Origin of the sequence: uncultured Croceicoccus sp. (genome assembly GCF_947496385.1) — a bacterium.
Taxonomy (GTDB): Bacteria; Pseudomonadota; Alphaproteobacteria; order Sphingomonadales; family Sphingomonadaceae; genus Croceicoccus.
Genome location: NZ_CANMCP010000001.1, coordinates 1 through 24548, shown reverse-complemented (window position 1 = coordinate 24548; position 24548 = coordinate 1). Strand labels below are relative to the sequence as shown.

Sequence of the window (24548 nt, the reverse complement as noted above, 5' to 3'; positions counted from 1 at the left end):
GGAGGCGACCCATGCGAGCAGAATTCGCGCACGAACAGGCGCAGACCTACCTCCGGCAACGCAATCGCTTTGCCGTGCTGGCAGGTGTCCTTGGTCTGACTACGCTGGTCAGCCTCGGCGCCGCAGTGACCCGCGACGAACAGGTGGTGCTGGTGCCGATCACCGCCGAGCGGATCACCGTCTCGAGCGGCGGGATCGACGCGCCCTATCTCGAGCTCGTCACCCGCGACACGGCACTGATGCTCCTCAACCGGGCACCGGAAAGCCTCGATTACTGGATGGCGAACATCCTGAAGCTCGCCGATCCCGCCGCGCACGGCCGGCTCAAGGCCGAGCTCGTCAGAATCGTCGAGGAACAGCGCGGCTCGGACATCAGCCAGGCCTTCGTGATCGCGGAAATGCACGTCGACCCCAAGGCCCTGACCTCGACCGTCACCGGCACGCTCAAGACCTTTGTCGGCGCGCAGGTGATCGCGAGCCAGAGCCGCTCCTTCCGTTTCCGCTGGTCGAAGCGTGGCCTCAGCCTCGCGCTCGCCGGCTTCGAGCAACTTCCCACCGACAAGGAGGAACCCGGCCAATGAGCCTTCTCCCATCTCCCCTCGCTGCCGCAATTGCCGGAACCGGCCTTGCCTGTTTCGCGATCGGCGCGACACGGCGCCCCGATCCCGGCCTCAAGCTGACTGGCCTCGCCGTATTCGCCTTCGCGCTCGCGCCGGTCCCGGCACATGCCGACCAGTTCGTCGAAGCGGCCGACAACGCGACCATCGACTGCGAGCTCGCCCGCGGCGAACTCACCCGGATCGCGCTCATCGATGATGGCTTTGCCAATGTCTCGAAGATCGCGAGCGGCTTTCCCTACAACGACATCCAGGTGACGCACGAGCCGGTGCGTGGAGACATCTATATCTCCGTGCCCCCGCAATTTGCCGCTGCCCGGGTCAGCTTCTTTGCGACCAGCAAGGCGGGCTATGTCTACAAGTTCGCCTGCCGCCTCGGCGGAGAGGAAGCGACCCAGCTCTTCATCACCAATCCCGCGCTCGCTAAAGCCGCGGCTACCGAATGGGAGACCGAGACCGGCCTCGAGGACGCCGCGATCCGCCTGATCGAGGCGATGGCGAGCGATGCCGTCCTGCCCGGGTTCACTGCCCGCGCTGAACTGTCGGCGCCGCGCCGCACCGGCGGGATCGAGGTCCAACTGGTCGCCGAATACCAGGGCGATGAACTTACCGGACAGCGCTTCCTCGTGCGCAACCTCGGCCAGGAAAGCCTTGCGCTTGGCTCCGAGCGCGAAGGTCCCGCAGGCGCGCTCGCCTTCGCCTATGGCCGCGATGCACTCGCTCCCGGCGAAGCGACCAGTGCCTTCCTTGTCTTTGCCAAAGGAGGGCTCGACTGATGGCCGAGGCAACACAGAAGGATGCCGAAAAGAGGCCTCTGCCGGGCTCGCCGGAAGCGCGCGAAAGCGGACGGCGCAACCTCAATTCGCAGATCGCGCAGCGCCAGAAGATGCTGCTCGCCGGGATCGGGGCCATCGCGCTCATCGGCGGCGGGATGTTCATCTTCGGCGGCGACGGCGACGAGGGCGGCAGTGATGCCAGTGGTGCGGCGACGATCGACACCGGCGGCCTCGTCAATCGCAACCTCTCGCAGCGCGAATTCGTCGCGAGCTACGGTAACCGGCTCGATGCACAGGGCCGCGCGATCAAGGATCTGCAGCAATCGCAGCTACCGCGACCCGAGATCGAGCAAGAGCTCGAAGCGCTGCGCAGCGAGAACGCGCAGATGCGCTCCGACGGCCAGGCGGCGATCGACGCGATCTCGACCGAGAATGCCAATCTGCGTTCACAGCTCAGCGACGCTGCGAAGGCGCCTGCAACCGCGCCGCCGCTGCCACCACCACCGGCCTATGGTCCCGGCGTCGGCACCGGCGGATCTGTCCAGCCACCGCAAGGAGCGCCGGAAACGCAGGGCGGACAGCTCAGCCTGATGAGTTTCAGCGCTGAGCCGGGCAAGGACGGCAAGCCGCGTGCGGCAGAGACTGCGCCAGCCTTGCTGCTCGAAGCGAGCCGCGATTACCTGCCGCCCAACAGCTACGCACCGGCAACGGTCATCGTGGGTGTCGATGCCTCGACCGGCGTTGCCAGCCAGAGCGATCCGCTTCCCGTGGTGCTCCGGATCACCGGACCGGCCCGCTCGGTGATGCGCGGCAACAAGCTGCTCACCACCGATATCACCGGCTGCCTCGTCAATGGCGCGGCGCGCGGCGATCTCTCGGCGGAGAAGGTCTACGTCAAGCTGGTGCGCATGACCTGCGCGCAACCCGGTGGGCGCTTCGCGGTGAGCGAGGTCAAGGGGTTCATCTCCTTCGCCGGAAAGTCGGGCGTACGCGGCCGCGTGGTCAGCCGCGAAGGCAGCTTGGTCAGCCAGGCGCTGCTCGCCGGGATCGTTGGCGGCTTCGGGCGCGGATTTTCCGCCAACGCCAACGGCATCTTCACGCAGCCTGTCGGCGCCAACGGTCAGCGCGAGGCGCTGTCGCCGACCGACATTCTCGCCGGTGGCTTCGGCCAAGGTGCCGGCGAGGCTGCCGACACCGTCAGCCGATACCTCATCGAACGCGCCGAACAATACCAACCCGTCGTCGAGATGCCGACCGGCATCGAGGTCGAGATCGTCTTTCTCGACGGCGTCCACGTCAGGAGCCCCTCCAAATGAACTACAATGACCACCGGCCGGCCTTGAAGGCCCGCGCCGCCCACCTTGCCCTTGCCCTTTCGAGCGCCGCCGCCGTCCTGACGCTCGGAGTCTCTGCCGTCACCGCTATGCCTGCGAGCGCTGCCGGCATGGCCAGCGATGTCGCGCAAGCACTGAAGCTGCGGCTGCCCAAGACCCCGATCGATGCGATCAGCTGCGACACGCTTGGCCCCTGGTGCGAAGTCGTCTCGGGCGACACGCTGTTCTACATCGACGAGACCGCCCGCTATCTCTTCGTGGGCCGTCTCTACGACATGGAAGAGCGGCGCGACGTCACCGCCGCCCGCTTGCTCGAACTCAATCCCGACCTGCTTGCGGCCGGTGCGGCACGCGTAGCCAGCGACGCGCCGGCGGGACGCGACGAAGCGCCTGTCCAGGCGGCCGCCAGCCATGTCGACCTCTCGTCGCTTCCGGCTGCGGGCGCGATCCACTGGGGCAACCCCAAGGGCGAAAGGCTGGTCGTCTTCTCGGACTTCCAATGCGGGTATTGCCAGCGCCTGGCGGGCGAACTCGCCAAGGCCAAGGTTATGATCGAAGAGCGACCGATCTCGATCTTTGGCGCGGCGAGCCGCAAGATTTCCGAGGCGGTGCTGTGCGCCAAGGATCCGGCAAAGGCGCTGCATGCAGCCTACGCCGGGCAGGCTCCGGCGACCGGCAAGGCCTGCAAGGACGCCAAGGCGCTCGATGCCAACGAAGCCTTCGCAAAGGCCAACGGGTTTGCCGGAACCCCGGTCATCGTGCGCGCCCGCGATGGGGCGGTGCTTCATGGCTACCGCGATGCCCCGGCGATCCGCCGCTTCGTGGCCGAAGGCAAGGGAGAGGCGCAATGAGCCGGCTTCCGATCCTTCGCGCCGTGGTGCTCGCTGCGCCGCTCCTCTTCGCCAGTGGCTGCGCCAGCCTTGGCGGCAACGTCAAAGGCAGCTTTGCCTGCCGCGCTCCCGAAGGGACCTGCGCGCCGACCTCCGCGATCGATGCCGGGGCGACCGGCATCGAAAAGTCCGACACGTCTGACGCGCATCGGACGGTGACCCTGACCGGAGAAGCGGTTCGCCGCCTGCAGGTCGTGCTGACGCCCTACCGTGACGCGGCAGGCCGCGACCATGAGGCGCGCGTCGTTCACCTGACGCTGCCCGAACAGGCAGGGACAGGCTGGCGCGCGCCGCAGGGCCGCCGCGAAGTCCTGCGCTCGCTGGCATCGACCATTGCCGCGACGCGCGATGGCAACCCCGCACCCGATTTCCAACCAACAGACACATTGCCGGAACAGCTGTTCATCCCCTCGCAGCCCGTTCCGGCGATGCCCGGCGCTGACGCGCCGGGACCCGGGGGACCTGGCTCGTTTTCCCCTCCCCGCGAGCCGGTCCCCCACCCTGACATGACCGAAGGAGAGAGCCAGTGACGCTATCCCTTGCTGCCGCGCGCGACGCACTCTCGCGGGGCCTGTTTGCCGACACGGCTCGGCCTGAAAAGCCGCAGGCGCATTTCGGGCTCGACATGCTCTCGGACTGGCTGCCCTACCGGGTCTATGACGAGGGGGCGAAGCTCTACCGCAACGCCCGCTCGAAGGGCTTCGTGCTCGAGGTCACCCCGCTGATCGGGGCCGACGAACGGACCGGCGAGATCCTCGGGCAGTTCTTCTCCGAAGGCCTGCCGCAGGGCGCCTGCCTTCAGGTCCTGAACTTCGCATCCCCGCGGATCGGCAGCGTGGTCGGCCCCTGGTTCGCTCCGCGCTACGAGCAGGGCGGGATCTACGAGGCCATCGCCAGGGCGCGTACCAGGCGCCTTTACGATCTCGTCTGGAATTCGGGCTCGGCGCTTGCGCCCTTCCATGCCCGCAACGTCCGGCTGATCGTCTCGCTCGGCGTGCCGGTGCCCGGCAGTGTGACCGACGCGGAACTCTCCGAATGCCGCGAAGGGCTGATGGGCATGCTCCATTCGCTCGGACTGCATGCGCAAGAGCTGCGTCCGGGCGGGCTGCTGGCGCTGATCGACGAGCTTACTTCGCCGACCACCGCGCACGAGACCGACATACATGCGTGGAACCCGCACGATACGCTCGATGTCCAGGCGATCCGCCGCGACATCGAGCTCGAGGTCGGCGACGATCGCCTGATCCTCAGAACCGAGCGCTTTCGCGAGACCGGCCGCGACGAAGAGGGCAATCCCGAAGTCGGCGAATGCTATCCCGACCATTTCGACGTGCGGCATTATGCCGTGCGCTCTACGCCTGAGCGGTGGGCGCCGTGGGAATGTGCGCGGCTCATCGGCGACATGTTCACCGACAAGCTGCGTTTCCCCTGTCCGACGGCGACCATGCTGTGCCTCGTCTACCCCGACCAGGAAGCCGCCTCGGCGCGCGCTGGCTTCAAGTTCATGCGCACGACCAGCCTCAGCCAGACCAAGAGCGCGCGCTTTCTCCCGAAGCTCGCCGAACAGTCGGCCGAATGGCGCCACGTCCAGGCCGAACTCCAGGCCGGCAAGAAGCTCGTCAAGCTGTTCTACGGGCTCACCAGCATCTCGCCGCTCGGCCAGGGCGACGCGCACGAACGCATCATCAAGGCGATCTACAAGGCAGCGGGCTGGGATCTGGCCGACGAGCGCTTCCTCCAGCTGCAGGGCCTCGTCGCTGCCTTTCCCTTGAGCCTTGCCGATGGCCTCGCCGACGACATGGCGCGGTTGAAGCGCCTCAAGACCATGCTCTCGACGACAGCGGCGCATATCGCGCCGATGCAGGGGGAATATCTCGGCGGCGTGATCCCGCACCTCCTGCTCGTCGGTCGGCGCGGCCAGCCCTTCTGGTGGTCGCCCTTCGAAAACTCTGCCGGCAACCACAATATCGCGATCTGCGGCAAGTCGGGCTCGGGCAAGTCGGTGCTGCTGCAGGAGCTTTGCGCCGCCCTGCGCGGCGCGGGCGCCAAGGTCGTGGTGATCGATGACGGGCGCAGTTTCGAGCATTCGGTCAAACTGCAGGGCGGACGCTTCGTCGAGTTCACGCTCGCCTCGGGCTTCTCGCTCAACCCCTTCTCGATGGTCGACGATGCCCGTGCGCACGAAGACGAGGATTACCGCCTCGACTGCTTTGCCATGATCAAGGCGATCATTGGCCAGATGGCGCGACCGGGCACTGCACCGAGTGACACCGAACGCGGGCTCATCGACCGGGCCGTAACCGCGACCTGGGAGGCACTGGGAAGCGGCGCATCGGTCGATGATGTCGCGCACGCTCTCCACGGTTCGGAAAGCGAGGCGGGCCGCGATCTCGCCACCGCAATCGCGCCCTTCTGCCGCGGCGGCAGCTACGGCGGGTTCTTTGCAGGCAAGGCGAGCTTCGCGCTCGACGATGATTTCACCGTCTTCGAGATGAGCGATCTCGCGTCCCGCGAAGAACTGCGCAGCGTCGTCCTTTCGGCAATCATGTTCATGACCAGCCAGGCGATGACGCGCTCGTCGCGAGCAACCAAGAAACTGCTGCTGATCGACGAGGCCTGGGCCATGCTCAAGGGCGGGTCGATGGGCGAGTTCGTCGAGACCTACGCTCGCACCGCCCGCAAATATGGCGGCGCGCTCGCGACCGCGACCCAGTCTCTCAATGACTATTACAAGTCCGATGGCGCGCGCGCCGCGCTCGAGAACAGCGACTGGATGCTGGTTCTCCAGCAGAAGGCCGAGACGATTGCCGATTTCAGGGCGAACGCGCGGCTCGACATGGACGACCGCACCGAGACCCTGATCCGCAGCCTCAAGCGTTCGGGCACCGAATACAGCGAGGTCTTCATCAAGGGCCCCGAGACCGAGGCCGTCGGCCGGCTCGTGCTCGATCCCTTCTCGGCGACGATCTATTCCTCCGATCCCGACACTTATGCCGCGATCCAGGACTGCGAGCGGCGCGGACACAGCCTCGCCGATGCCATCCGCATCGTGGCGGGAGGTGGACAATGATGGTCTCGCATCTTGCCGACCGGACGCCTCCGGCCAACCTCCGCAGCCTGCTGCCGTTCCTGCAAGGGAGCTGTTTCGTCCTCATCGAAACCGCGCGCTTTGCCGCGACATCGCTGCTGATCGTGCTGGGATTGCCGCTTGCGCTGTTCCTGTTCGTTGCGGGCTGGGACCTTGGCGCCCTCTTCACCCAACTCGCCAATCTGTCGGATCGATATCTCGAAGCCGACGGCCTGCGCCGCAGCCTGTTCAGCCAGGACCTCAAGGGCGGCTTCCTCATCCTGACAGGTGCGGTGACGCTGTTTCGCATGCCGCGCTTCCTGAAGCGGCTCGCGGTCGATCTCGAAAACCATCCGGCCCGGGAGGCAAACCGTGACTGACACGCGCAGATTACCATCGCTCAATCGCCCGCTTTTGCTGAGAATTCTCGGTGTGCTCGCGCTCGTGGTCGCACTACTCTGGGCGGCCTGGGTCAGCCGCGAACTGTCCGAACCGCGCAAGCAGATCGTCACTGTCCGGCTTGCCGAGACCATCGCGGGTTTCGTCGATGCCGAAGCGCGCGGGGCACAGGATCCCGAAGCCAGCCAGGCGCGCGTGCTTGCCTTCCTCCAGGCGTCCGAGCGCGCCGTTGCAGAAATGGGGACCGGTGGCCGCGTGGTGTTGGTCGGCGAAGCGGTGCTCGCGGGCGATGCCCCCGATGCTACGGATGAACTGCGCGCACGGATCGCCCGCCAGCTTGAGCAGGGAGGCGGTCAGTGACGCACTTTGCCTCTCGTCTTGTCCGCACGATGAAACGGCCGCTCGTCCTGACCGGACTGGTGCTGCTGCCCCTCGGATGGGGCGCGGTCGACGCCTTCGCGAAAGACCATGCCTTCCTCATCAATGCCAGCCCGAGCCTGCCCAACTGGGCTTTCTGGCTCGACAAGCACGCGCGGATCGAGCGCGGCAGCCTGATCTTCTTCGAGCCGCCGGCAAGCAGACTCGTTGAAGTGCATTTCGGAAAAGGCGCGCAGCTCTTCGGCAAGCGGGTGCTCGGCGTGCCGGGCGATGTCGTAAGCCACCGTGGCCACGAGGTCTTCATCAACGGTCGCAAGATCGCCGCGCGGCTCGATGAGACCCGTCTCGGCATTGCGCTACACAAAGGCCCCGAAGGCCCGATCCCTGACGGCTGCTTCTACACCGGGACCAGCCATCCCCGCGGCCTCGACAGCCGCTACGCCGAGATCGGTTTCGTCTGCCGCGGCCAGATCCTCGGCAGCGGGAGGGCGATCCTGTGAGCAAGCTCATCCTCCCTGCAGCGCTACTTGCAGTCCTGCTCTGCCCTGCCGAGGTGCTGGCGCGCGACTATGGCCAGCGCGGCACGGTGTTTCCCGTGATCGAGCGCGACCTCCTCGAACAGATCCATTCGCGCCTGACGCAGATGGAACGTTCGGGCGAAACCGCGCGGCTCAATGAAGACCTGAAGCGCCGCACGATCGCGCGGGTGGGCCGGCCCGATCCTGTCGCCGGGATCGTCCGGGCCAGCGAAGCGCGGCGCTGGCACTTCGATCCGACGATTACGCTCGCTGCCGATATCCGCGGGGCAAAAGGCGAGCTGATCCATGCCGCTGGCACGAGGGTCAATCCGCTCGACAGCGTCGGCCTTCGCGCTGATCTCCTGTTCCTCGACAGCGACGATCCCGACCAGCTCGCCTGGGCGCTCAAGCAGGACGCCGATGCCAAGCTGATCCTGGTGAAGGGCGCGCCGCTCGAGCTGATGAAGGCCCGCCAGCGCCGCTTCTATTTCGACCAGGGTGGCAAGCTCACGGATAGGTTCGGGATCAGGTCGGTGCCCGCACGCGTGCGCCAGCAGGGCCGCGTGCTCGAGATTAGCGAAATCGCGCTGCCACCGAAAAGGAGGACAGCCCAATGACACGCCTACGAAAGCTGGCGCTCGTGCTGGCCGCCATTCTTGGTTTCGCCACCGCAACGCCCGCCATGGCCGATGCCGGCCCCGGTCGCTGCACCGGCAGCTTCGTCAACCCGATCACCGACATCTGCTGGTCTTGCCTGTTCCCGATCTCGATCGGCGGGCTGGACATCTGGCCGTCGAGCCGGCCCGATCCCGATAACCCCGATCTGCCAGTGTGCCTGTGCGGCCTGAGGCCCGGGATTGCGATGGGCTTCTGGGAACCGGTGCGGCTTGCCGATGTCAGCATGAAGCCGTGGTGCTTCGTGAACCTCGGCGGCATGAAACTCGATCCGGGTTTCGATATCGGCTTTCGCTCGATTTCGGGTCCATCGGCAGTGGGCGGCGCGAGCCAGTATTATTCGAGCTGGCACGTCCACTGGTATGCCTATCCGCTAATCTACTGGATGGAGATCGTCGCCGATTTCCTGTGCCTGGAATCGGGCTCGATCGACATTCTCTATATCTCCGAGATCGATCCGCTGTGGCAGGATTCCGAGCTTACGGCGATCATCAACCCCGAGGCCGTGCTCTTCGCCAACCCGCTGGCGCTCGCCGCCTGTGCGGCCGACTGCGTCGCCTCGACCGCGAAGCTGCCGATCGACGAGATGTTCTGGTGCGCGGGCTGCCAGGGGTCGATGTATCCGATGAACGGCAATGTCTCGGCCTCAATCGGGCACGTCCAGGCCTCGCGCCTCGTGCTCTCGCGCTTTGCCTACAAGCTCCACCGCGAACTCGTCTCGTGGGGGACGATGGGATCCAAGGGCCTGTGCGGCAAATATCTGATGCCGGTGATGCGCAAGCAGCAATATCGCTTCCAGGCCACCAACCCCAACCCGGCGACCTCGGGCCGTTACGCCTGCCCGCCCATCGGCGCCTCCACCACCTTTCAATCGGCCGGACAGGTCATCCCCGCCATCGGCGAAGACATGGGATACCTCGTCTGGCGCAAGCGGAACTGTTGCGCGCTATGAACAAACATCTCCTCCTTTTGCCCGTCGGCCTTGCCGTCACCCTCGGTGGCCTCGCTCTCGCCCAGAGCGCGCCCGAAGGCATCGACCTCGAAGCGATCCGCGAGCGCGCGGCCGAACACGCCGATGATGCGCAGGCGCTCAGTACCAATGTCCGCCAGCGCGCCGAGGCACTGACCGAGGATGCACAGGCTATCCAGGCGCAAGCGCAGGCCAATCGCGCAGCCTATGCGGACACCATCGAGGCAATCGAGACCGACGCCGTCCTCGACTTCGACGCGATGATCGCGGGGCAAGCCGCCGCCGAGAAGGCATCGCTCGGGGGAACTCCACGCTTCATTGCCTTTGCCAGCCTGTCTATGCCGCCCGAGGCGCTGAAGGCACTGGTCCACGACATGACCAGGGCGGGAGGCGTCACCGTGCTGCGCGGTTTCCCGCAAGGAAACAGCGAGGCGTTCAAGAAGCGGCTCGCCGCTATCTGGAGCAGCCGCGACGCGGCCGGTTCGCTGGGCATCGATCCAAGGCTGTTCCGCGCCTTCAACATCGAGGCCGCACCGAGCTTCGTCATGCTGAGCGCCGAGTTCAGTCCCTGCGACGGGTTCGATTGCACCAGCGAGGTGCCGCCGCACGACCGCATCGCCGGCAACATCAGCGTGGGCGAAGTCCTCGAGACCTTTGCATCTGGCAAGGGTCCGGGCGCCGAGCTTGCCCGCCTCCATTTACGCCAGCTCTCCAGGGAGGAACGGCCATGACCGGCAGAACCCTCGCCAATCTTCTTGCCGCACTCGTCGCCCTCACAGGCGCGGCTTCCATTCACGCTCAGACCCGCGATGCGGCAAGAGCTGACGGGAAGGACTTTGCCACCGAGCTGCTGGGCGAGGCGCGCGATGCCGCAACGACCAATCCTGACGCGGCGCGCGTTCCCAATTTCGATCCGCAGGCTACGCGCGACCTGCAGGGTCTTGCGCGTGATCCCGACCAGATCGAGGCCCGCGGACGCAGTGCCGCGACGACCAGCACGCCGATGCGGACCATTCGCGACAGCATGGATTCGCGCGCGCAGTTCGACCCGGACGAAATCGCGGATATGCTCGCGCGAAGCCGGACCATCAACGAGACCCCGCTCGATTACACCAGCGGCATGACGGTTACCGGCAACCAAGGTGCCTGCGTGCCGCTGCCGCCGGGATCGGCAAGTGCGGGCACCTATACCGCCACCTGCAACACCGGCGTTACGGCAACACGCGAGACAGGCACCTGCCAGGTCACGCTCGATACCAGGGTCGAGGCCCGTGATGTCTACGGCTACTATTGCATCGCCGGGACCGGGGTCGATCCGACGAGCCCCTATGCCTGCAATCACTACCAGGGACCGCAGTGCCGCGTAGTCCAGTCCTGGGATATCCCGTGCGGCTACGACTATTATTCGGGCTATTACTGGGGCTGCTACGGAACGCTGCGCGTCGACCTGGTCAGCTGCAGCGAGCCGGTGCCGGGTGCCACCCCCTACACCGTGACCAGCGAGAACGTCGTCACCACGACGCGCAACGAGAGCCAGTGCTCGTCCTTCCTCGACAATGGCGAATGCACGCTTGATGCCGAGACCTGCACCGACAGCACTCCACAGACCCGTATCATTGACGGTGTCGAGGTCACGCAAAGCTGCTGGGCCTGGCAGCGCAGCTACAGCTGCGCCCGCCGGACAGCCGGGAACGACTGCAGCGAACTCGAAGCGAACGGGAGCTGCCGTTTCCTGCGCGAGGATTGCCTCACCGACGACACGCCATGCTCGACCAGTGAGCGCGTTTACGAGTGCCCGCTTCCAGCCGGCGATAGCGGAGGCACGCAATATGTCTGCGACGGCGATGTCTATTGCATCGACGGCAGCTGCGAGACGATCGAGCGCACCGCGAACGACGAGTTCAAGGATGCCGTCACCGCGCTCCACGCGATGGAGGAGGCCCGCGGCCAGTTCGATCCTGAAACGCTGACGCTGTTCCGCGGCACGCGCAACACCTGCTCCTCCAAGGTTTTTGGGGTGCTCAACTGCTGCAAGGGCAAGGGCTTCCCGCTCATCCCCGGGATCAGCCTGCTGGTCGCGCTCGGCTGCAGCCGCGAGGAAGTGCTGCTCCACGAACGCGATGCGCAAGGGCTTTGCGCTTATGTGGGGACCTATTGTTCGGACAAGTTCCTCGGCGTCTGCCTGACCAAGAAGAAGGTCTACTGCTGCTTCGAGAGCAAGCTCTCGCGAATCCTGCAGGAACAGGGCCGCCGCCAGCTGCCCAAGCCGTGGGGCAAGCCCAAGGAAGAACAGTGCGAGGGTTTCACTCTCGACGAGTTCGCCCGGCTCGACCTCAGCCAGATGGATTTCAGCGAGGTCTATGCCGAGTTCACCGAGGCTGCGCGGCTCCCCGACGAGCTCGAGACCAGCATCCTCATCCAGCAGAAAATCGAAGACTATTACGCAAGGAGTGGTCAATGACGCGCCGCCAATCACTGCCGATGCTGTCCCTCACAGTATTGGCCATGTGTCTCGCTGCACTGCTTCCCGTTTGGGCAGTTGCCCAGGACGCGCGCCAGGCAGAGCCAGCCGCGTCGGCAGACAGCCTCTACTGCGAGCAGCGCAGGCTCGGCTACTGGTTCTACTGCGTCAGGCCGGAGCCGAAAGCCGACCCGCAGATGGCGCAGCCACCGGCCCAGGTAACCGCCACGCAAGAACTCGACGCGGTCACGGGGGAACTGCGCGAACTCAAGGCGCGCGCGATTCTCTATCCGACGCCGGAAAACGTCACCGCCTATATCCGCTTCCAGCGTGCCCAGCTCGACCGGGCGTCGATGTTCTCCGATGTCTGGCAGCGCGCGATCTGGCAGGATCCCGAGCTCGACTACACGCTCGAACGACCGGTCGGCGCGCTCGCCAAGAAGCAATGGCAGGACGCGCGCGCTGCCGACCGCGATGCGGTGATGGCCAGGCTCTCAGAACGCTATGGACTGTTCTACTTCTTCGCCCAGACCTGCGGCGCCTGCGAAGTGATGAGCCCGATCGTGCGCTCGGTGGCGGACCGCTGGCATATCACTGTCCGGGCGATCTCGACCGACGGCGGACCGTCCCGTCACTTCCCCGACTACAAGGTCGAAAGCGGTCAGCGGCCGCGCATGGGGCTCGAACCCGGCATCACCCCGGCGCTCGTGCTGTGGGACAGCGTGGCCAGGCGCCCGATCCCGATCGGATACGGCGTGCTCTCGGCCGACGAGCTGCAGGATCGCATCTACCTCCTCACCTCGAAGGAAGCCGGACATGATTACTAGCATCCGCAATGCGGCGCTCACCATAGCTGCCGCCAGCATGGTCGCGTCCCCCGTCGCCGCAAACGTCGGTGATAGCATGGACCGTTTCATGGACGACATGGGCGCTGCGGCCAATGTCACCGGGCCGAGCGCGTTCGAAGGACAGTCGGCGGGCTATTACAGCCTCGGAAATGTCTGGACGCGCTTCCCGCAAAAGACGACCAACATCGCCAATCTCCAGCTGCCGCGTGCCCGCGCTGGTTGCGGCGGTATCGATATCTTCGCCGGGTCTTTCTCCTTCATCAACGCGAGCGAGATGGTCGCGCTCTTGAAGGCCGTCGCGAACAATGCGGTGGGGTTCGCCTTTAGTCTGGCGATTGATACCGTCTGCCCCGAGTGCTCGAAGATCATGCAGGAGTTCAGCCAGAAGGCGCAGCTCATGAACAATCTCTCGATCAACTCCTGCGAGATGGCGCAGGGGCTGGTCGGCGGCGTCTGGCCCAAGGGCGATCTCGCCGACAAGGCAATCTGCGAAGCGATCGGCAATTCCGAAGGCATCTTCACCGACTATGCCGCTGCCAAGCATGGTTGCGGTACGCGCGGTCAGCGTGCGTCGACCAACGAGGGTGCCGGCGCCGACTATGCCGACGTCAATCCCGGTGTGCCGCGCAACTACACCTGGCATGTCCTCAAGCAGAGCGCCTTCTTCAACCCCGGTGGCACCTTCGACCGCGATCTTGCCGAGTATGCGATGACGCTCATCGGCACGGTGATCTACGTGCCGCCCCGCGACGACGAGCCCGGCAAATTCGTGCCTTTCGCGGGCGATGCCTCTTCAACGCTCGTCACCGCGCTGCTCGACGGGACGCAAGGCCAGTCGGTGCGGGTGTTCCAGTGCGACGAGCCCGACCAGTGCCTCAACCCCACCTTCCAGCAGATGAGCCTCTCGAGCGCAAAGGCCATCCGGCCGCGCGTTGCCCGGCTCATCGGCAGCATGGTCGAGGCCATCCGCAGCGACACCGCGATCGGCGACGAGGAGAAGGAATTGCTCCAGGTGGCATCGGTGCCGCTCTACAAAATCCTTACCGTGCAGGCCGCCTATGGACGTGGGATGGCCACCGACGACCGCGACACGCTGGCCGAGATCGCCAGCATCGATCTTCTCTATGCCATCCTCGAACGCATCACCGCCGAGGCCGGACGCTCGATGGCGAGTTTCATCGCGGCCGATGAAGCCAAGCTCGCTATCTGGCGCGCTCAGGTCGCCGAGGTGCGATCGAGCCTCGCCCAGAGGCAAGCGACCGGACAGGCGCGGGTCTCCGCGATCATGCAGATCATCGAGAAGACCGCGATGATCGAGAACATGCTCGCTGCCTCGATGTCGCCGTCGATGGCCGCCGCGCTCGACTGGTCGCGCGGGATGCAGTCCCGCTCCATCGTTCCATAAGGGTCAGGCAGTATGGTCGAGATTTTCACGGTCGGCGGCGGCGAGTACATCGTCAATGTCCTCAACGCCGTTGCCGCCTGGACCGGTGCCGGCGGCTACAAGAGCCTCATTCAGGTCGCGCTGGTGATGGGGATGGTGCTTGCGGTCATCGTGGTCGCGTTCAACCAGGACTGGCGCGCATGGCTCAACTGGTTCCTCGGTGCGACGCTCATTTACATGTGCCTGATGGTGCCGCGCATGGACGTCCATGTGACCGACCGGGTCAATCCCAGCCTTGCACCGGCAACGGTGGCCAATGTCCCGCTCGGACTGGCCCTGATGGCAAGCTTCACCAGCCAGGCGGGGGACTATCTGACCCGCTCGGCCGAGCTCGTCTTCGGGCTGCCGGACGACCTGAACTACTCGAAGAACGGCATGATCTATGGCGCGCGGCTGCTTGAATCGACGCGCAGCCTGCGCATTTCCGATCCGGAGTTTGCTGCGAACTTCGACGAGCATGTCCGGCAATGCGTGTTCTACGATCTGCTTCTCGGCCGCTACTCGATGAAGGAGCTGTCCGAGAGCGACGATATCTGGGCGACGATCGCACCAGGCAGCGCGGCGCGCGCGCAGAAATTCCTGACCCGGCAGGCCGACGACAGCGTGACGGCCTCGATCATCACCTGCCGCGAAGCCTACACCGCGCTGTCGGGGCAGTGGGCGAGCCTTATCGACGAGATGACGCTTGTCGCGGGACGCCAGCTCTATCCGCGACAAACCGAAGCACTCGCCAAGGCCAAGCTCATGGCCGACCTCCCGATTGCCTATCAGTATCTCACCGGCATCTCGCGCAGCGCGAGCGACATTTTCCGCCAGGTGCTGACGATCAATGCCATGAACCAGGCCATGCACGGCTTTGCAGGGGCGAGCGGCACCGGCAGCATTGACGTCTTCGCGCAGACCCGCGCCGACATTCAAACCGAGCGGACCTATTCCTCGATCGCGCACAACGCGATGAAATGGGTCCCAATCCTCAATGTCGTGCTGACAGTGGTGTTCTACGCGCTGTTCCCTGTCCTGTTTCCGCTGTTCCTGATGCCGCGGACCGGACCCATTGCATTGAGAGGTTACGTCAACGGCTTCTTCTACCTTGCAGCGTGGGGACCGCTCTTCGTCATCCTGCACATGATCCTGATGTTTAAAGGTGCAGGCGATGTCGCCGCCGCTGGCGGCAGTACGGGCCTCAGCCTCGCGACCTTTGCCGGCATGAGCGACGTCAACAGCGATATCGGCATCTTGGCGGGTTATCTTGTCGCCTCGATCCCGTTCCTTGCCGGCGGGGTGGCGCGCGGTGCGCTGGCGATCTCGGGCCAAGCAACGAGCTATCTCAACCCGAGCCAGAACGCAGCCGAGGAAGCCTCGCGCGAAGCGAGCACCGGCAATGTCTCGCTCGGCAATTCGAACATCGACAATTCGACAGTGTTTTCCCGCCAATTTGCGCAGGGCAATCTTGCCCCCAACATTGCCTATGGCGCGGCACAGACGCGTGGTTTCAGCGACAGCGGCACGCAGACCACCAGCTTCCCCGATGGAGAGTTCGCTGCTGTCCCGAATTCAAGCTATCCGTTCACGCCGACACTGGGGCAGGACTTCACCGGCCGCCTCGGAACGATGGCGAGCCAGAGCCGGACGCAGAGCGAGACCTATGCCAACCTCGCCCAGCAATCGACGAGCTCTGCGCTCACCCGGTTCAGCGAGATCCGCAACGCCTACAGCCAGGGTCAGAGCTCCGACACAGTCAGCGGCGTCGGCACGAACGACAGCATCGGCACGGCATTCAGCGAAGTCGACAATGCCTCGAGGACGCTTCAGCAGCAGTTTGGCCTTTCCCGGCGCGCGTCAGACGACATTACTATTTCTTGGTTCCTTAACGGCGAAGCAGGAGCCGGAGCAAAGGCCGAAGGCGGAGTACTAAACGCGCAGGCGGGCGTCCGCGGAGGCCGAAATCAGTCGTGGACCGACAGCGATATCGGGATCGCCTCGGAAGACCGTGGCAGGATCATGGGAACGCTGCGTCAGCTTTCCGACAGTCGCAACTGGTCGAACACGCGTGAAGGCTTCCTGCGCGAGACGAGCTCGAGTTCGGTATCACAGGTATCGACCAGCTCGTCGGGTCTCAACCGATCGCTGACCGAAGCCGAGAGCTATACGCGAGAGGCGCGTCGGGCCGAAGAGATGGCCAGCCGCCTCGAGAACCAGGCCAGCTGGTACGAGGCCAACAGTGCCGCAGGCACGCTAAACCTGAGCCAGGCTTATCGCGAATGGGGCATGGCCGAGATCGAAGCCAATCGCGACTATTACGGGCCGGTACGCTTCGACGACATCGAGTTCCAGATGAGCGCGCGCGGCCAACAACTGCAATCGCGGTTTGTCGAAAGCTATGCTGATCGCCTGCAAGACGACATCGAAGCCGACCTTTCGCTGCCTGACTTCGCTCCTGTCAGCCGCCCCGGGATAGGGAGTGTTGAGCAGGTACGCGCAAGAGGGGCAGTGGGCTCTGCGGGTGGTCCCTCTATGCCCGATGGCCCCGATCGAACAGCGATTTCAGACGAGGTCGAGCGGGTGCGCCGACAGGGTCGTGGCAGGATCGGAACCGTGCGATCTTATCTTGATCGCCAGACGGAAGGCGCCACGGGCGCGAGTGAAGAAGCTGCGGACGACGTCAAGGAATGGAGCAATAGATAGCTACAGCACGAAATCCTGCAGGATGACGAACACAGCGAATGCGATGACGACCAACGCGAGTAGCCAAAGGCCGCGTCGTTCCCAAGGATCGGCCAGGGCCTTCTTCCAGCGATATTCCATACGCCGGTTTTCGGAGATGGCACGGTCGACTTCCTTGATGCCCTCCCATTGGTGCTCGTCCTGATCGGGCCATTGCTTCGTCATTGTGAATTCCTCAGTAAGCCCGCCCCATAATGTCGCACAATTGAGACCTTATGCCCCTTTTTGCCGTTAATGTCGCGATTTCGAGACATTAGCGGATCTGCCAGATCAAAAGATCTAGCACCTTAAGATCAGTGAATTTCTTGAATTGGGGAAATTCTAGGTCGAAGCGCTGACGCAGGAGCGGAAAGCGATCGGCACGTATCAGGGCATCGAGGTGAGCCTGGATGGCTTGGTAATCATCAACAGCGTCGGCAATCTTTTCGAGCCCGGAGCCAGTGCGGGTCCGCAGTCCCAAATTGCTCCGCACGATCGAATCATAGACCGCTCTGGTCGGATCCACGGTCGCGATCAGCTTCGAGGCGAATGACGCTTCGACTCTCCCGGTGCTCTCGAAAATTGACCGAACAATCTCCCCAAACTGGATGTCCGAGTTGGACTTCTGCTGTTCAAAAATCCGGTAGAAACGGCCTCGCCAGTCGGCGTTTCTGCGGACCCCATAGAGGCCGTTGAAGGCTCGTTGGTAGGCAAGGTCCTCGTCGACATTTGTCCGATGGAGCTGGTCGACCGTATAGGCATAGCGCGAGAGGTCGGCATGGCGCTGCGCCAAGCCAGCTAGTGCGTCATCCGAACGCCTGAGCAACTCGGCAATCGTAATCACGCCTGATCATCTCCTCGATTTTGGCGCATTTATTTACACAAAAACTTTGCGCGATTGGCACATTAAATGTAGCCGTTTTGTTCCGCCCTTGCTATCAAAAATGCTCAACCGGCAGGAAAAGATCTTGGCTATCGTTATCACCACGTGCACAAACAGGAAGCGAAAGCCGGTGGCTTCCCGGCTGCACGCGGGTGATCTTAAGAAGGGTGGTATCACCCAGGTCGCGGCAGAGTGGGGCGAACGGCTAGGCGAGGCCTGTCAGACCTATCCTGCGAGTTCGCTCTATGGCGGCAGGTCCTTCAGGGACTCTATGGTTGCCGCCGAGAAGGTCGGCGCGGAACTGCTGATCGTGTCAGCGGGCGTTGGCCTGGTCGGAGCACGAACGCAGGTACCATCCTATGCTTGCACCGTACTCAGCGGGGCAGACGATAGCATCGCCGCCCCTATCACCGAGGGATTCAGTAGAGCGAATTGGTGGAAAGAACTCGGCCAAGTGTCTCCGCACACGATGAAGCTAGCCGATGTGGCAGATTGCCGCACCGGCCTGATCATGGCCGCATTGTCCGATGGATATATCGAGATGATGCTCGAGGAGTTTCTGACGCTTCCGGAAGGACGTCGAGGCAATCTGCGATTGTTCACGCGCACACCTAGAGAGCGAATTCCAGTACAATTGCAGCCTTTCCTGATGCCATATGACGACCGGCTTGACGGCCCAGACAGCCCAATCCGCGGCACCCGTAGCGATTTCGCTGCCCGCGCCCTACTGCACTTCGTCGACAGCATCCTTTCCTCTGATGATGACCGCTCAGCCAGCCAACATGCCGACGCCGTCGAAAGGGCGGCAAAGGACTGGGCTGAACCTCCAGTATTTTCCCGCCGCCGGCTTTCCGACGACGAGATCAGGCAATTGATGCGCCGCCATTGGCTCGAAACCAATGGGAGCACGACCAAGTTGCTCAGGCTCTTTCGGGATGAACTCGATATTGCCTGCGAACAGGGGCGCTTTGCATCGCTCGCAAGAGAGATACGGTCGGAGGTGAGCCATGGCTAAAGAGACATTGGCCATTCGTGCTGTTCGCAGCGAGCAAGGCGACGGAACCGCGGTTTTCGTCTTCTTCCTCGAAGGCGCGGACATCATGCGTATCGCCGATATCGCCCGCCTGCGGCGCGAAGAACAGGAACTCAAGGGCTTCCAGCGCAGCGAAATCAAGGCGCACGTTTCGGCGATCACGCAGTTTCTCGATAGCGGGAAAGTCCTCTTTCCAAACGCGATCATCCTGGCTCTTTCGGAGGAAGTGGAATTCGCGTCGGCACGCGGGCGCAAGCCCGGAAACATCTGCGAGATCGGTGACGCTGGCACACTGACCATTCCTGTTTACCCTGCAGGCCGCCGGGCGGCCTGGATCGTCGATGGCCAGCAACGATCGCTGGCCTTGGCGCAAGCAAAGGATCAATCGATCGCCGTACCAGTCGTCGGCTTCGTCTCGGATGAGATCGAGGCTCAACGAGAACAGTTCATTCTCGTCAACAAGGCGCGGCCACTGCCCAAACGTCTGATCGATGAACTGCTGCCAGAAGTGAGCGCCCTCCTTCCGAGGGATCTGGCTGCGCGCAAGCTGCCAAGCGCGCTCTGCGAATTGCTCAATCAGCATAAGGACTCGCCATTTCACAATCTGATCAAGCGGGAATCCAATGCGCGCTCCGGAACCGGTGTCGTTGCGGACTCCGCCTTGATCGAAGCGATGCGTACAAGCCTAAGGTCAGCGTCGGGGGCTCTCGGCCAATTCAAACGCAATGGCGACGGCACTGACGCAAATGCAATGTATGAAACGCTCGTTCTCTACTGGAGCGCTGTGCGCGACACATTCCCGGATGCCTGGGGCAAGCCGCCAACCCAAAGTCGCCTTATGCATAGCGCTGGCATCCGGGCGATGGGCGCCCTGATGGATCAGATCATGTTGCGGGTCGACAGCGCAGAAGACCGCGGGGCCGCGGTGCGTACCATCCTGAAGAAGTTGGCGAAGCATTGCCACTGGACCGAAGGGCGTTGGGATGCCCTCAACCTGATGTGGAATGAAGTGCAGTCAACGTCCCAACACATCTCAAAGCTCACTGACCATCTGATGCACCTGGAACGCGACCTGGCGAGGGGAACCTCATGAAGTTCATCTTCGCCGACAGTCTGGATTATGTCGATCCGGCCTTTGACTTCATTGCCGACCGCAGTCCTGCGGAACGGCAGCCCTATTGGGACGACGCCTATCCTCACGAGATACTTGGCTATGCGCCCTACGACGGGGTGCTCGTGTCGAAAGGCATCGTCGGCGACCATCGCGTCAAAGGGAAATACACGGCCAGCCAAGCCCGGCGCTTCGAGTTGGTTGGCGCGCGCAAGTTCCTGAGGCTCGACAAACCGGAATTCGCGCATCTCGACATCTTCGGCGACTGCGGCGCATTCACCTATGTCAACGAGGAGCGTCCGCCCTACTCACCTGCAGAGATCGCTGAGTTCTACGATGATTGCGGCTTCACGCATGGCTGCTCGGTCGACCACATCATCTTTGACTTCGATGTTGCCGCAAAAGGCCTCGATGGTGGATCGAACGACGCCAAGGATCGCTTCGAGATCACGCTCGAGAATGCTGATGCTTTCCGGAGGGAAGCCAAAGCCATTGACGCACTGTTCAAGCCCCTCGGCGTTGTTCAAGGCTGGTCGCCCGATAGCATGGCGGAAGCTGCGCGCAGGCTGGTGGCGATGGGGTATGATTACCTCGCGCTCGGCGGCATGGTCCCATTGAAATCACCTGAGATCAAACAGTGCCTCGCGGCGATCCGAGAAGTCGTACCTCCGGCGACACGCCTCCATATCCTTGGTTTCGCGAAGGCAGACGACATCGACAGCTTCCACAGTTACGACATCGCCAGCTTCGATACGACGTCGCCGCTCATTCGCGCGTTTAAGGACGCGAAGCAGAATTACTACCTGCCCGGCGATGGTCTGGGACTGCGTTATTTCACTTCGATCCGCGTACCCCAGGCGCTTGAAAACCCGCGCCTTCAGAGAACGGTCAAGCGCGGTGTCTTTCGAGCAGAAGATCTGGTCACCATGGAAAGCGCGGCATTGTCGAGCTTGCGCGCTTTCGATCAGGGCGAAGCCGGCATTGAGGAAACACTTCAGAACGTCCTCGTCTACAGCGCGCCACTCGTGGAAGAAAAACCGTTTGAAGACTGCAAGGACGCGACCAGCATGGTTCGCCTGGCGACGCGCTATCGCGTTACTCTCGAGAGCAAACCATGGAAGCAGTGCAGTTGCTCAATCTGCGAACATGCGGCTGTCGATGTGATCATTTTCCGGGGAAGCAATCGGAACAAGCGTCGCGGGATTCACAATCTCGCGGTCTACAAGGATCATATTGAGAGATTGGATTTGAAGCGTGCCCTCACCTAAGCCCATGCAATACCTTGCCGTGACCGCGGAACAGAGCAGCGAGCATCGGGTCCTCGTGTTTGCGGCCAAGGCATCCGACATTCTCAAGTTTGCATCGATTGACCGCATTGGCCGCGATGCACAGGGCGAACTCAGCGGCTTCCAACGGCCACAGGTTGCTGCTCACATTCGGGAGATCCAGGACTACCTGATCAAGCCAAACTCTGTCCTTCCCAATCCGATCGTCGTGGCCTTTACAGATCATGTCGGCGTTGAAGATTTGGGAGATGGATCGGCGCGCCTGACGATCGACGTCAGCAAGGGGACACCAGGACTGGTTGTCGATGGACAACAGCGGCTTTCTGCCTTGAGCACGCTGGAGCGTGATTTTCAGGTCTTCGTGTCAGTCCTGATTTGCCAGGACGAGGCAGAGCTGCGTCGACAGTTCGTGCTCATCAACAACACCAAGCCGCTGCCCAAGTCGCTGATTTATGAACTGCTGCCTACTGTCGATGACCTTCCGGCGCGGCTCAGCAGGCGCTCGACTGCCGCAGATCTGACCGCGCGGCTGAACTTCGAGAACACCTCACTCAAAGGCTACATCCGCCAGCACACCTGCCCGGAAGGGATCATTGCAGACACCGTGATGCAGAAGATCATCATGGAGTCGCTCGCCAACGGCATCATGCGCGACCTGATTGGTCGGCCCAAAGGCGAAGACAAGTGCGTGCGGCTTGTCTCGAATTTCTTTGAAGCTGTGAAACGGGTTTTCCCGGACGCTTGGCATGGTCACAAGCCAAAGACTTCCCGGTTACTCCACGGCGCCGGTATCCAGGCGATGGGCGATGTCATGGAAGTGCTGGCCCAAAGGGTTGATGCCCGATCGGTCGATGATTTCCAGGCAGGCATGGAATGCCTCAAGGACAAGACCGCGTGGACATCCGGCGACTGGGAACTCGGCGGCGAAGTTCGGCGCTGGAACTCGCTGCAAAATGTCAATCGCGACGTTGCGCTGCTCAAGCACTATCTCATTGGCATCCTCAAGGCCGATCTCAGACAAAAGCGGCGAGCAGCACCAGCCCCGCTCTTCGAAGACGCGGCTGAATAGCCATGGCTTATGCGGTCAAAGAGATATTCAAAACCTTGCAGGGTGAAGGTGCTCATGCGGGGCGCACGGCTGTTTTCTGCCGTTTCTCGGGCTGCAATCTTTGGTCGGGTCGCGAACAGGACCGCGCGAGCGCGCAATGCTCCTTTTGCGACACCGACTTCGTGGGTGTGGATGGGACCGGTGGGGGCCGTTTCGCGGACGCGGAATTGCTGGCACAAACAATCGCTGATGAATGGGCTGGCTCGAATGAGAGTCGCTATGTTGTGCTCACAGGTGGTGAACCGTTGCTGCAGGTCGATGCGCCTTTGGTAGATGCACTTCATCGACACGGTTTTGAGATCGGGGTCGAGACCAATGGTACGCGTCCTGCCCCAGAAGGCATCGATTGGATCTGCGTTAGCCCTAAAGGGGAAAACGAACTGGTCTTACGGTCGGGCAACGAACTGAAGCTCGTATTCCCGCAGGTTGGCGCGCGACCTGAACGCTTCGAAGACCTCGAGTTCGAGCACTTCTTCTTGCAGCCAATGGATTGCGCCGAGGCCGACCAATGCCTCGACGACACGATCCATTACTGCCTCGAAAATCCTCGCTGGCGCCTATCGCTCCAGTCGCACAAGCTAGTCGGAATCCGCTGATGTACGAACTCTCGAAACAATTTCGCTTTGACGCGGCTCACACACTCGATCGGGTCGTCCAAACCGAGTCCAGCCGCAGGATCCATGGTCATAGCTATCGCGGCGAGGTCACGCTACGTGGAAGGCCCGACCCTGTAAGCGGCATGATTGTCGACGTTGGTATTCTGGAGAAAGAACTCGAGAGCGTTCGGGACGCGCTCGACCATCGTTTTCTGGACGACATCAACGACCTTGGCCCGGCAACCATGGAAAATCTGTGCCGTTGGATCTGGAACAGGCTCAAGCCCGAGTTCCCGGCGCTTTCGAAGGTCAGTGTCTACCGCGACAGCAATAGTGATGCGGTCACCTACTGGGGCGAAGAAGAGCTTGCATGATTGCTGACGAGAAGGCTCTCGTCCTTTTCTCCGGCGGGCAGGATTCCGCAACTTGTCTTGCTTGGGCACTTGAGAAATTCAGCGCTGTCGAGACGGTAGGGTTCGACTACGGGCAGAGACATCGGATCGAACTGGAATGTCGTTCAGAGCTTCTCGCGCGGATTGTTGAGATCAATCCAACCTGGAAAGAGAGGCTTGGAGCCGACCATACGCTCGATCTGTCGGTTCTCGGCCAGATCAGCGAGACGGGACTGACCCGAGACGCCGAGATCGCCCTGCGCGAAGACGGATTGCCGAACACCTTTGTGCCTGGCCGCAACTTGTTGTTCTTCACTCTTGCGGCGGCGCTCGCATTCAGACGCAAGGCTCGACACATGATTGGCGGCATGTGCGAAACTGACTACTCTGGATATCCTGACTGCCGCGACGACACACTCAAAGCCCTACAGGTCACGTTGAACCTAGGGATGGGCAGTCGAAGCGTGATCCACACGCCCCTGATGTGGATCGACAAGGCTGGCACCTGGGCATTGGCGCAAGATCTGGGCGGCGACCTTCTCTTGGATCTGATCACAGAACATAGCCACACCTGCTACCTTGGCGAACGCACAGTTCGCCACGAATGGGGCTATGGCTGCGGAACGTGCCCTGCTTGTGAGCTTCGAGCACGAGGATATGAGAGTTTCCGCGAAGGCACCAGGTCTTGACTGACTCTGGCACCACTTCCGACGATGCTTCAGTCGCTTCTTCGACCAATGAAAGCGGCGGGCCCGAGATCACTCCGTCAAAGGTAAAGACCGGCGCAGGCCTCCATGCGCTTCGTGCGACGGTGTTATCGTTTTTGGATCGGCCGATAGACTTCTACCCGCGCCTTGAGGCTAAGGTTCGCAGCGTTCCCTCGGATGAAATCGTCAATCGGTTCTACAATCCTAAGCATGGAGTAATGGCCGCCTGGGCCAAGATCGACCCCAATGATTCCAATCTTGATAAAGCGGTCGACCTAGGCCGCGTTGACATAAGATTTCAGCCATAGGCGCACTGCGGCGAGGTTGAGAAAGCTCTCAAAGGAGAGGATCG

The 24548-nt window shown here is 62.7% G+C and carries 26 protein-coding genes; 24 read left to right on the top strand and 2 right to left on the bottom strand.

Annotation, left to right across the window (positions count from 1 at the left end):
• Positions 1-11: 11 nt before the first annotated feature.
• Genes Q0897_RS00130 through Q0897_RS00055 form a run of 16 tightly spaced genes read left to right on the top strand, consistent with a single transcriptional unit; the run spans position 12 to position 17062 of the window.
• Positions 12-581: a type IV conjugative transfer system protein TraE gene (locus Q0897_RS00130; RefSeq protein ID WP_039388549.1), complete on the top strand. Its 570-nt coding sequence runs from the start codon at positions 12-14 to the stop codon at positions 579-581.
• Positions 578-1393, top strand: a complete 816-nt coding sequence (locus Q0897_RS00125; protein WP_039388550.1) for a type-F conjugative transfer system secretin TraK — start codon at positions 578-580, stop codon at positions 1391-1393. Before Q0897_RS00130 ends, Q0897_RS00125 begins: the two co-directional genes overlap by 4 nt.
• Entirely contained in the window at positions 1393-2709 is a 1317-nt protein-coding gene (locus Q0897_RS00120) for a TraB/VirB10 family protein (RefSeq protein WP_039388552.1), read from the top strand. Before Q0897_RS00125 ends, Q0897_RS00120 begins: the two co-directional genes overlap by 1 nt.
• Complete coding sequence (locus Q0897_RS00115) at positions 2706-3578, top strand: DsbC family protein (RefSeq protein ID WP_299306815.1); 873 nt, start codon at positions 2706-2708, stop codon at positions 3576-3578. The genes Q0897_RS00120 and Q0897_RS00115 overlap by 4 nt, the downstream gene beginning before the upstream one ends.
• Entirely contained in the window at positions 3575-4147 is a 573-nt protein-coding gene (locus Q0897_RS00110) for a hypothetical protein (protein ID WP_299306813.1), read from the top strand. The genes Q0897_RS00115 and Q0897_RS00110 overlap by 4 nt, the downstream gene beginning before the upstream one ends.
• Positions 4144-6687 (top strand): type IV secretion system protein TraC, encoded by a 2544-nt coding sequence (gene traC, locus Q0897_RS00105; protein ID WP_299306811.1) that lies wholly within the window; start codon positions 4144-4146, stop codon positions 6685-6687. The genes Q0897_RS00110 and traC overlap by 4 nt, the downstream gene beginning before the upstream one ends.
• The gene (locus tag Q0897_RS00100) at positions 6684-7064 is read left to right on the top strand and encodes a hypothetical protein (protein ID WP_039388558.1); all 381 of its coding nucleotides are present in this window, start codon (positions 6684-6686) and stop codon (positions 7062-7064) included. Before traC ends, Q0897_RS00100 begins: the two co-directional genes overlap by 4 nt.
• Complete coding sequence (locus Q0897_RS00095) at positions 7057-7443, top strand: type-F conjugative transfer system protein TrbI (RefSeq protein WP_299306807.1); 387 nt, start codon at positions 7057-7059, stop codon at positions 7441-7443. The genes Q0897_RS00100 and Q0897_RS00095 overlap by 8 nt, the downstream gene beginning before the upstream one ends.
• Positions 7444-7472: 29 nt before the next feature.
• Positions 7473-7961, top strand: coding sequence for a S26 family signal peptidase (locus tag Q0897_RS00090; protein ID WP_299306805.1), 489 nt, complete (start codon positions 7473-7475; stop codon positions 7959-7961).
• Positions 7958-8596, top strand: coding sequence for a type-F conjugative transfer system protein TraW (gene traW, locus Q0897_RS00085; protein ID WP_299306803.1), 639 nt, complete (start codon positions 7958-7960; stop codon positions 8594-8596). Before Q0897_RS00090 ends, traW begins: the two co-directional genes overlap by 4 nt.
• Positions 8593-9606: a conjugal transfer pilus assembly protein TraU gene (gene traU / locus Q0897_RS00080; RefSeq protein WP_299306801.1), complete on the top strand. Its 1014-nt coding sequence runs from the start codon at positions 8593-8595 to the stop codon at positions 9604-9606. The genes traW and traU overlap by 4 nt, the downstream gene beginning before the upstream one ends.
• 17 nt (positions 9607-9623) lie before the next feature.
• Positions 9624-10355 (top strand): type-F conjugative transfer system pilin assembly protein TrbC, encoded by a 732-nt coding sequence (gene trbC / locus Q0897_RS00075; protein ID WP_299306799.1) that lies wholly within the window; start codon positions 9624-9626, stop codon positions 10353-10355.
• Positions 10352-12085, top strand: a complete 1734-nt coding sequence (locus tag Q0897_RS00070; RefSeq protein WP_299306798.1) for a conjugal transfer protein TraN — start codon at positions 10352-10354, stop codon at positions 12083-12085. Before trbC ends, Q0897_RS00070 begins: the two co-directional genes overlap by 4 nt.
• Positions 12082-12912 (top strand): conjugal transfer protein TraF, encoded by an 831-nt coding sequence (locus tag Q0897_RS00065; RefSeq protein ID WP_299306796.1) that lies wholly within the window; start codon positions 12082-12084, stop codon positions 12910-12912. The genes Q0897_RS00070 and Q0897_RS00065 overlap by 4 nt, the downstream gene beginning before the upstream one ends.
• Positions 12902-14338, top strand: a complete 1437-nt coding sequence (locus Q0897_RS00060; protein WP_226792064.1) for a conjugal transfer protein TraH — start codon at positions 12902-12904, stop codon at positions 14336-14338. The genes Q0897_RS00065 and Q0897_RS00060 overlap by 11 nt, the downstream gene beginning before the upstream one ends.
• Positions 14339-14350: 12 nt before the next feature.
• Positions 14351-17062 carry a conjugal transfer protein TraG N-terminal domain-containing protein gene (locus Q0897_RS00055; protein ID WP_299306792.1) on the top strand — a complete coding sequence of 904 codons (2712 nt, stop codon included), beginning with the start codon at positions 14351-14353 and terminating at the stop codon, positions 17060-17062.
• Here the strand turns inward: Q0897_RS00055 and Q0897_RS00050 are convergent, their stop codons facing one another.
• Together Q0897_RS00050 and Q0897_RS00045 are read right to left on the bottom strand one after the other, a co-directional pair.
• Entirely contained in the window at positions 17063-17266 is a 204-nt protein-coding gene (locus Q0897_RS00050) for a hypothetical protein (RefSeq protein ID WP_299306790.1), read from the bottom strand.
• A gap of 88 nt (positions 17267-17354) precedes the next feature.
• Entirely contained in the window at positions 17355-17924 is a 570-nt protein-coding gene (locus Q0897_RS00045; protein WP_299306788.1) for a hypothetical protein, read from the bottom strand.
• Positions 17925-18024: 100 nt separating this feature from the next.
• Between Q0897_RS00045 and Q0897_RS00040 the strand changes: the two genes are divergently transcribed.
• The 8 genes from Q0897_RS00040 to Q0897_RS00005 are packed head-to-tail and all read left to right on the top strand — an operon-like array spanning position 18025 to position 24504.
• Complete coding sequence (locus Q0897_RS00040) at positions 18025-18978, top strand: hypothetical protein (protein WP_299306786.1); 954 nt, start codon at positions 18025-18027, stop codon at positions 18976-18978.
• On the top strand, positions 18971-20089 hold the full coding sequence (dbpB, locus tag Q0897_RS00035) for a DGQHR domain-containing protein DpdB (RefSeq protein WP_299306784.1): 1119 nt from the start codon (positions 18971-18973) through the stop codon (positions 20087-20089). The genes Q0897_RS00040 and dbpB (Q0897_RS00035) overlap by 8 nt, the downstream gene beginning before the upstream one ends.
• A complete protein-coding gene (dpdA, locus tag Q0897_RS00030) occupies positions 20086-21375 on the top strand; it encodes a tRNA-guanine transglycosylase DpdA (RefSeq protein ID WP_299306781.1) in 1290 nt (429 codons plus the stop codon). Before dbpB (Q0897_RS00035) ends, dpdA begins: the two co-directional genes overlap by 4 nt.
• A 4-nt stretch (positions 21376-21379) precedes the next feature.
• On the top strand, positions 21380-22462 hold the full coding sequence (gene dbpB, locus Q0897_RS00025; RefSeq protein WP_299306780.1) for a DGQHR domain-containing protein DpdB: 1083 nt from the start codon (positions 21380-21382) through the stop codon (positions 22460-22462).
• 2 nt (positions 22463-22464) lie between these two features.
• Positions 22465-23097 carry a 7-carboxy-7-deazaguanine synthase gene (queE, locus tag Q0897_RS00020; RefSeq protein ID WP_299306778.1) on the top strand — a complete coding sequence of 211 codons (633 nt, stop codon included), beginning with the start codon at positions 22465-22467 and terminating at the stop codon, positions 23095-23097.
• A complete protein-coding gene (locus Q0897_RS00015; protein ID WP_224812447.1) occupies positions 23097-23471 on the top strand; it encodes a 6-carboxytetrahydropterin synthase in 375 nt (124 codons plus the stop codon). Before queE ends, Q0897_RS00015 begins: the two co-directional genes overlap by 1 nt.
• Positions 23468-24178, top strand: a complete 711-nt coding sequence (gene queC / locus Q0897_RS00010; protein ID WP_299306775.1) for a 7-cyano-7-deazaguanine synthase QueC — start codon at positions 23468-23470, stop codon at positions 24176-24178. The genes Q0897_RS00015 and queC overlap by 4 nt, the downstream gene beginning before the upstream one ends.
• Positions 24175-24504, top strand: coding sequence for a hypothetical protein (locus Q0897_RS00005; protein ID WP_299306774.1), 330 nt, complete (start codon positions 24175-24177; stop codon positions 24502-24504). Before queC ends, Q0897_RS00005 begins: the two co-directional genes overlap by 4 nt.
• Positions 24505-24548: the final 44 nt, after the last annotated feature.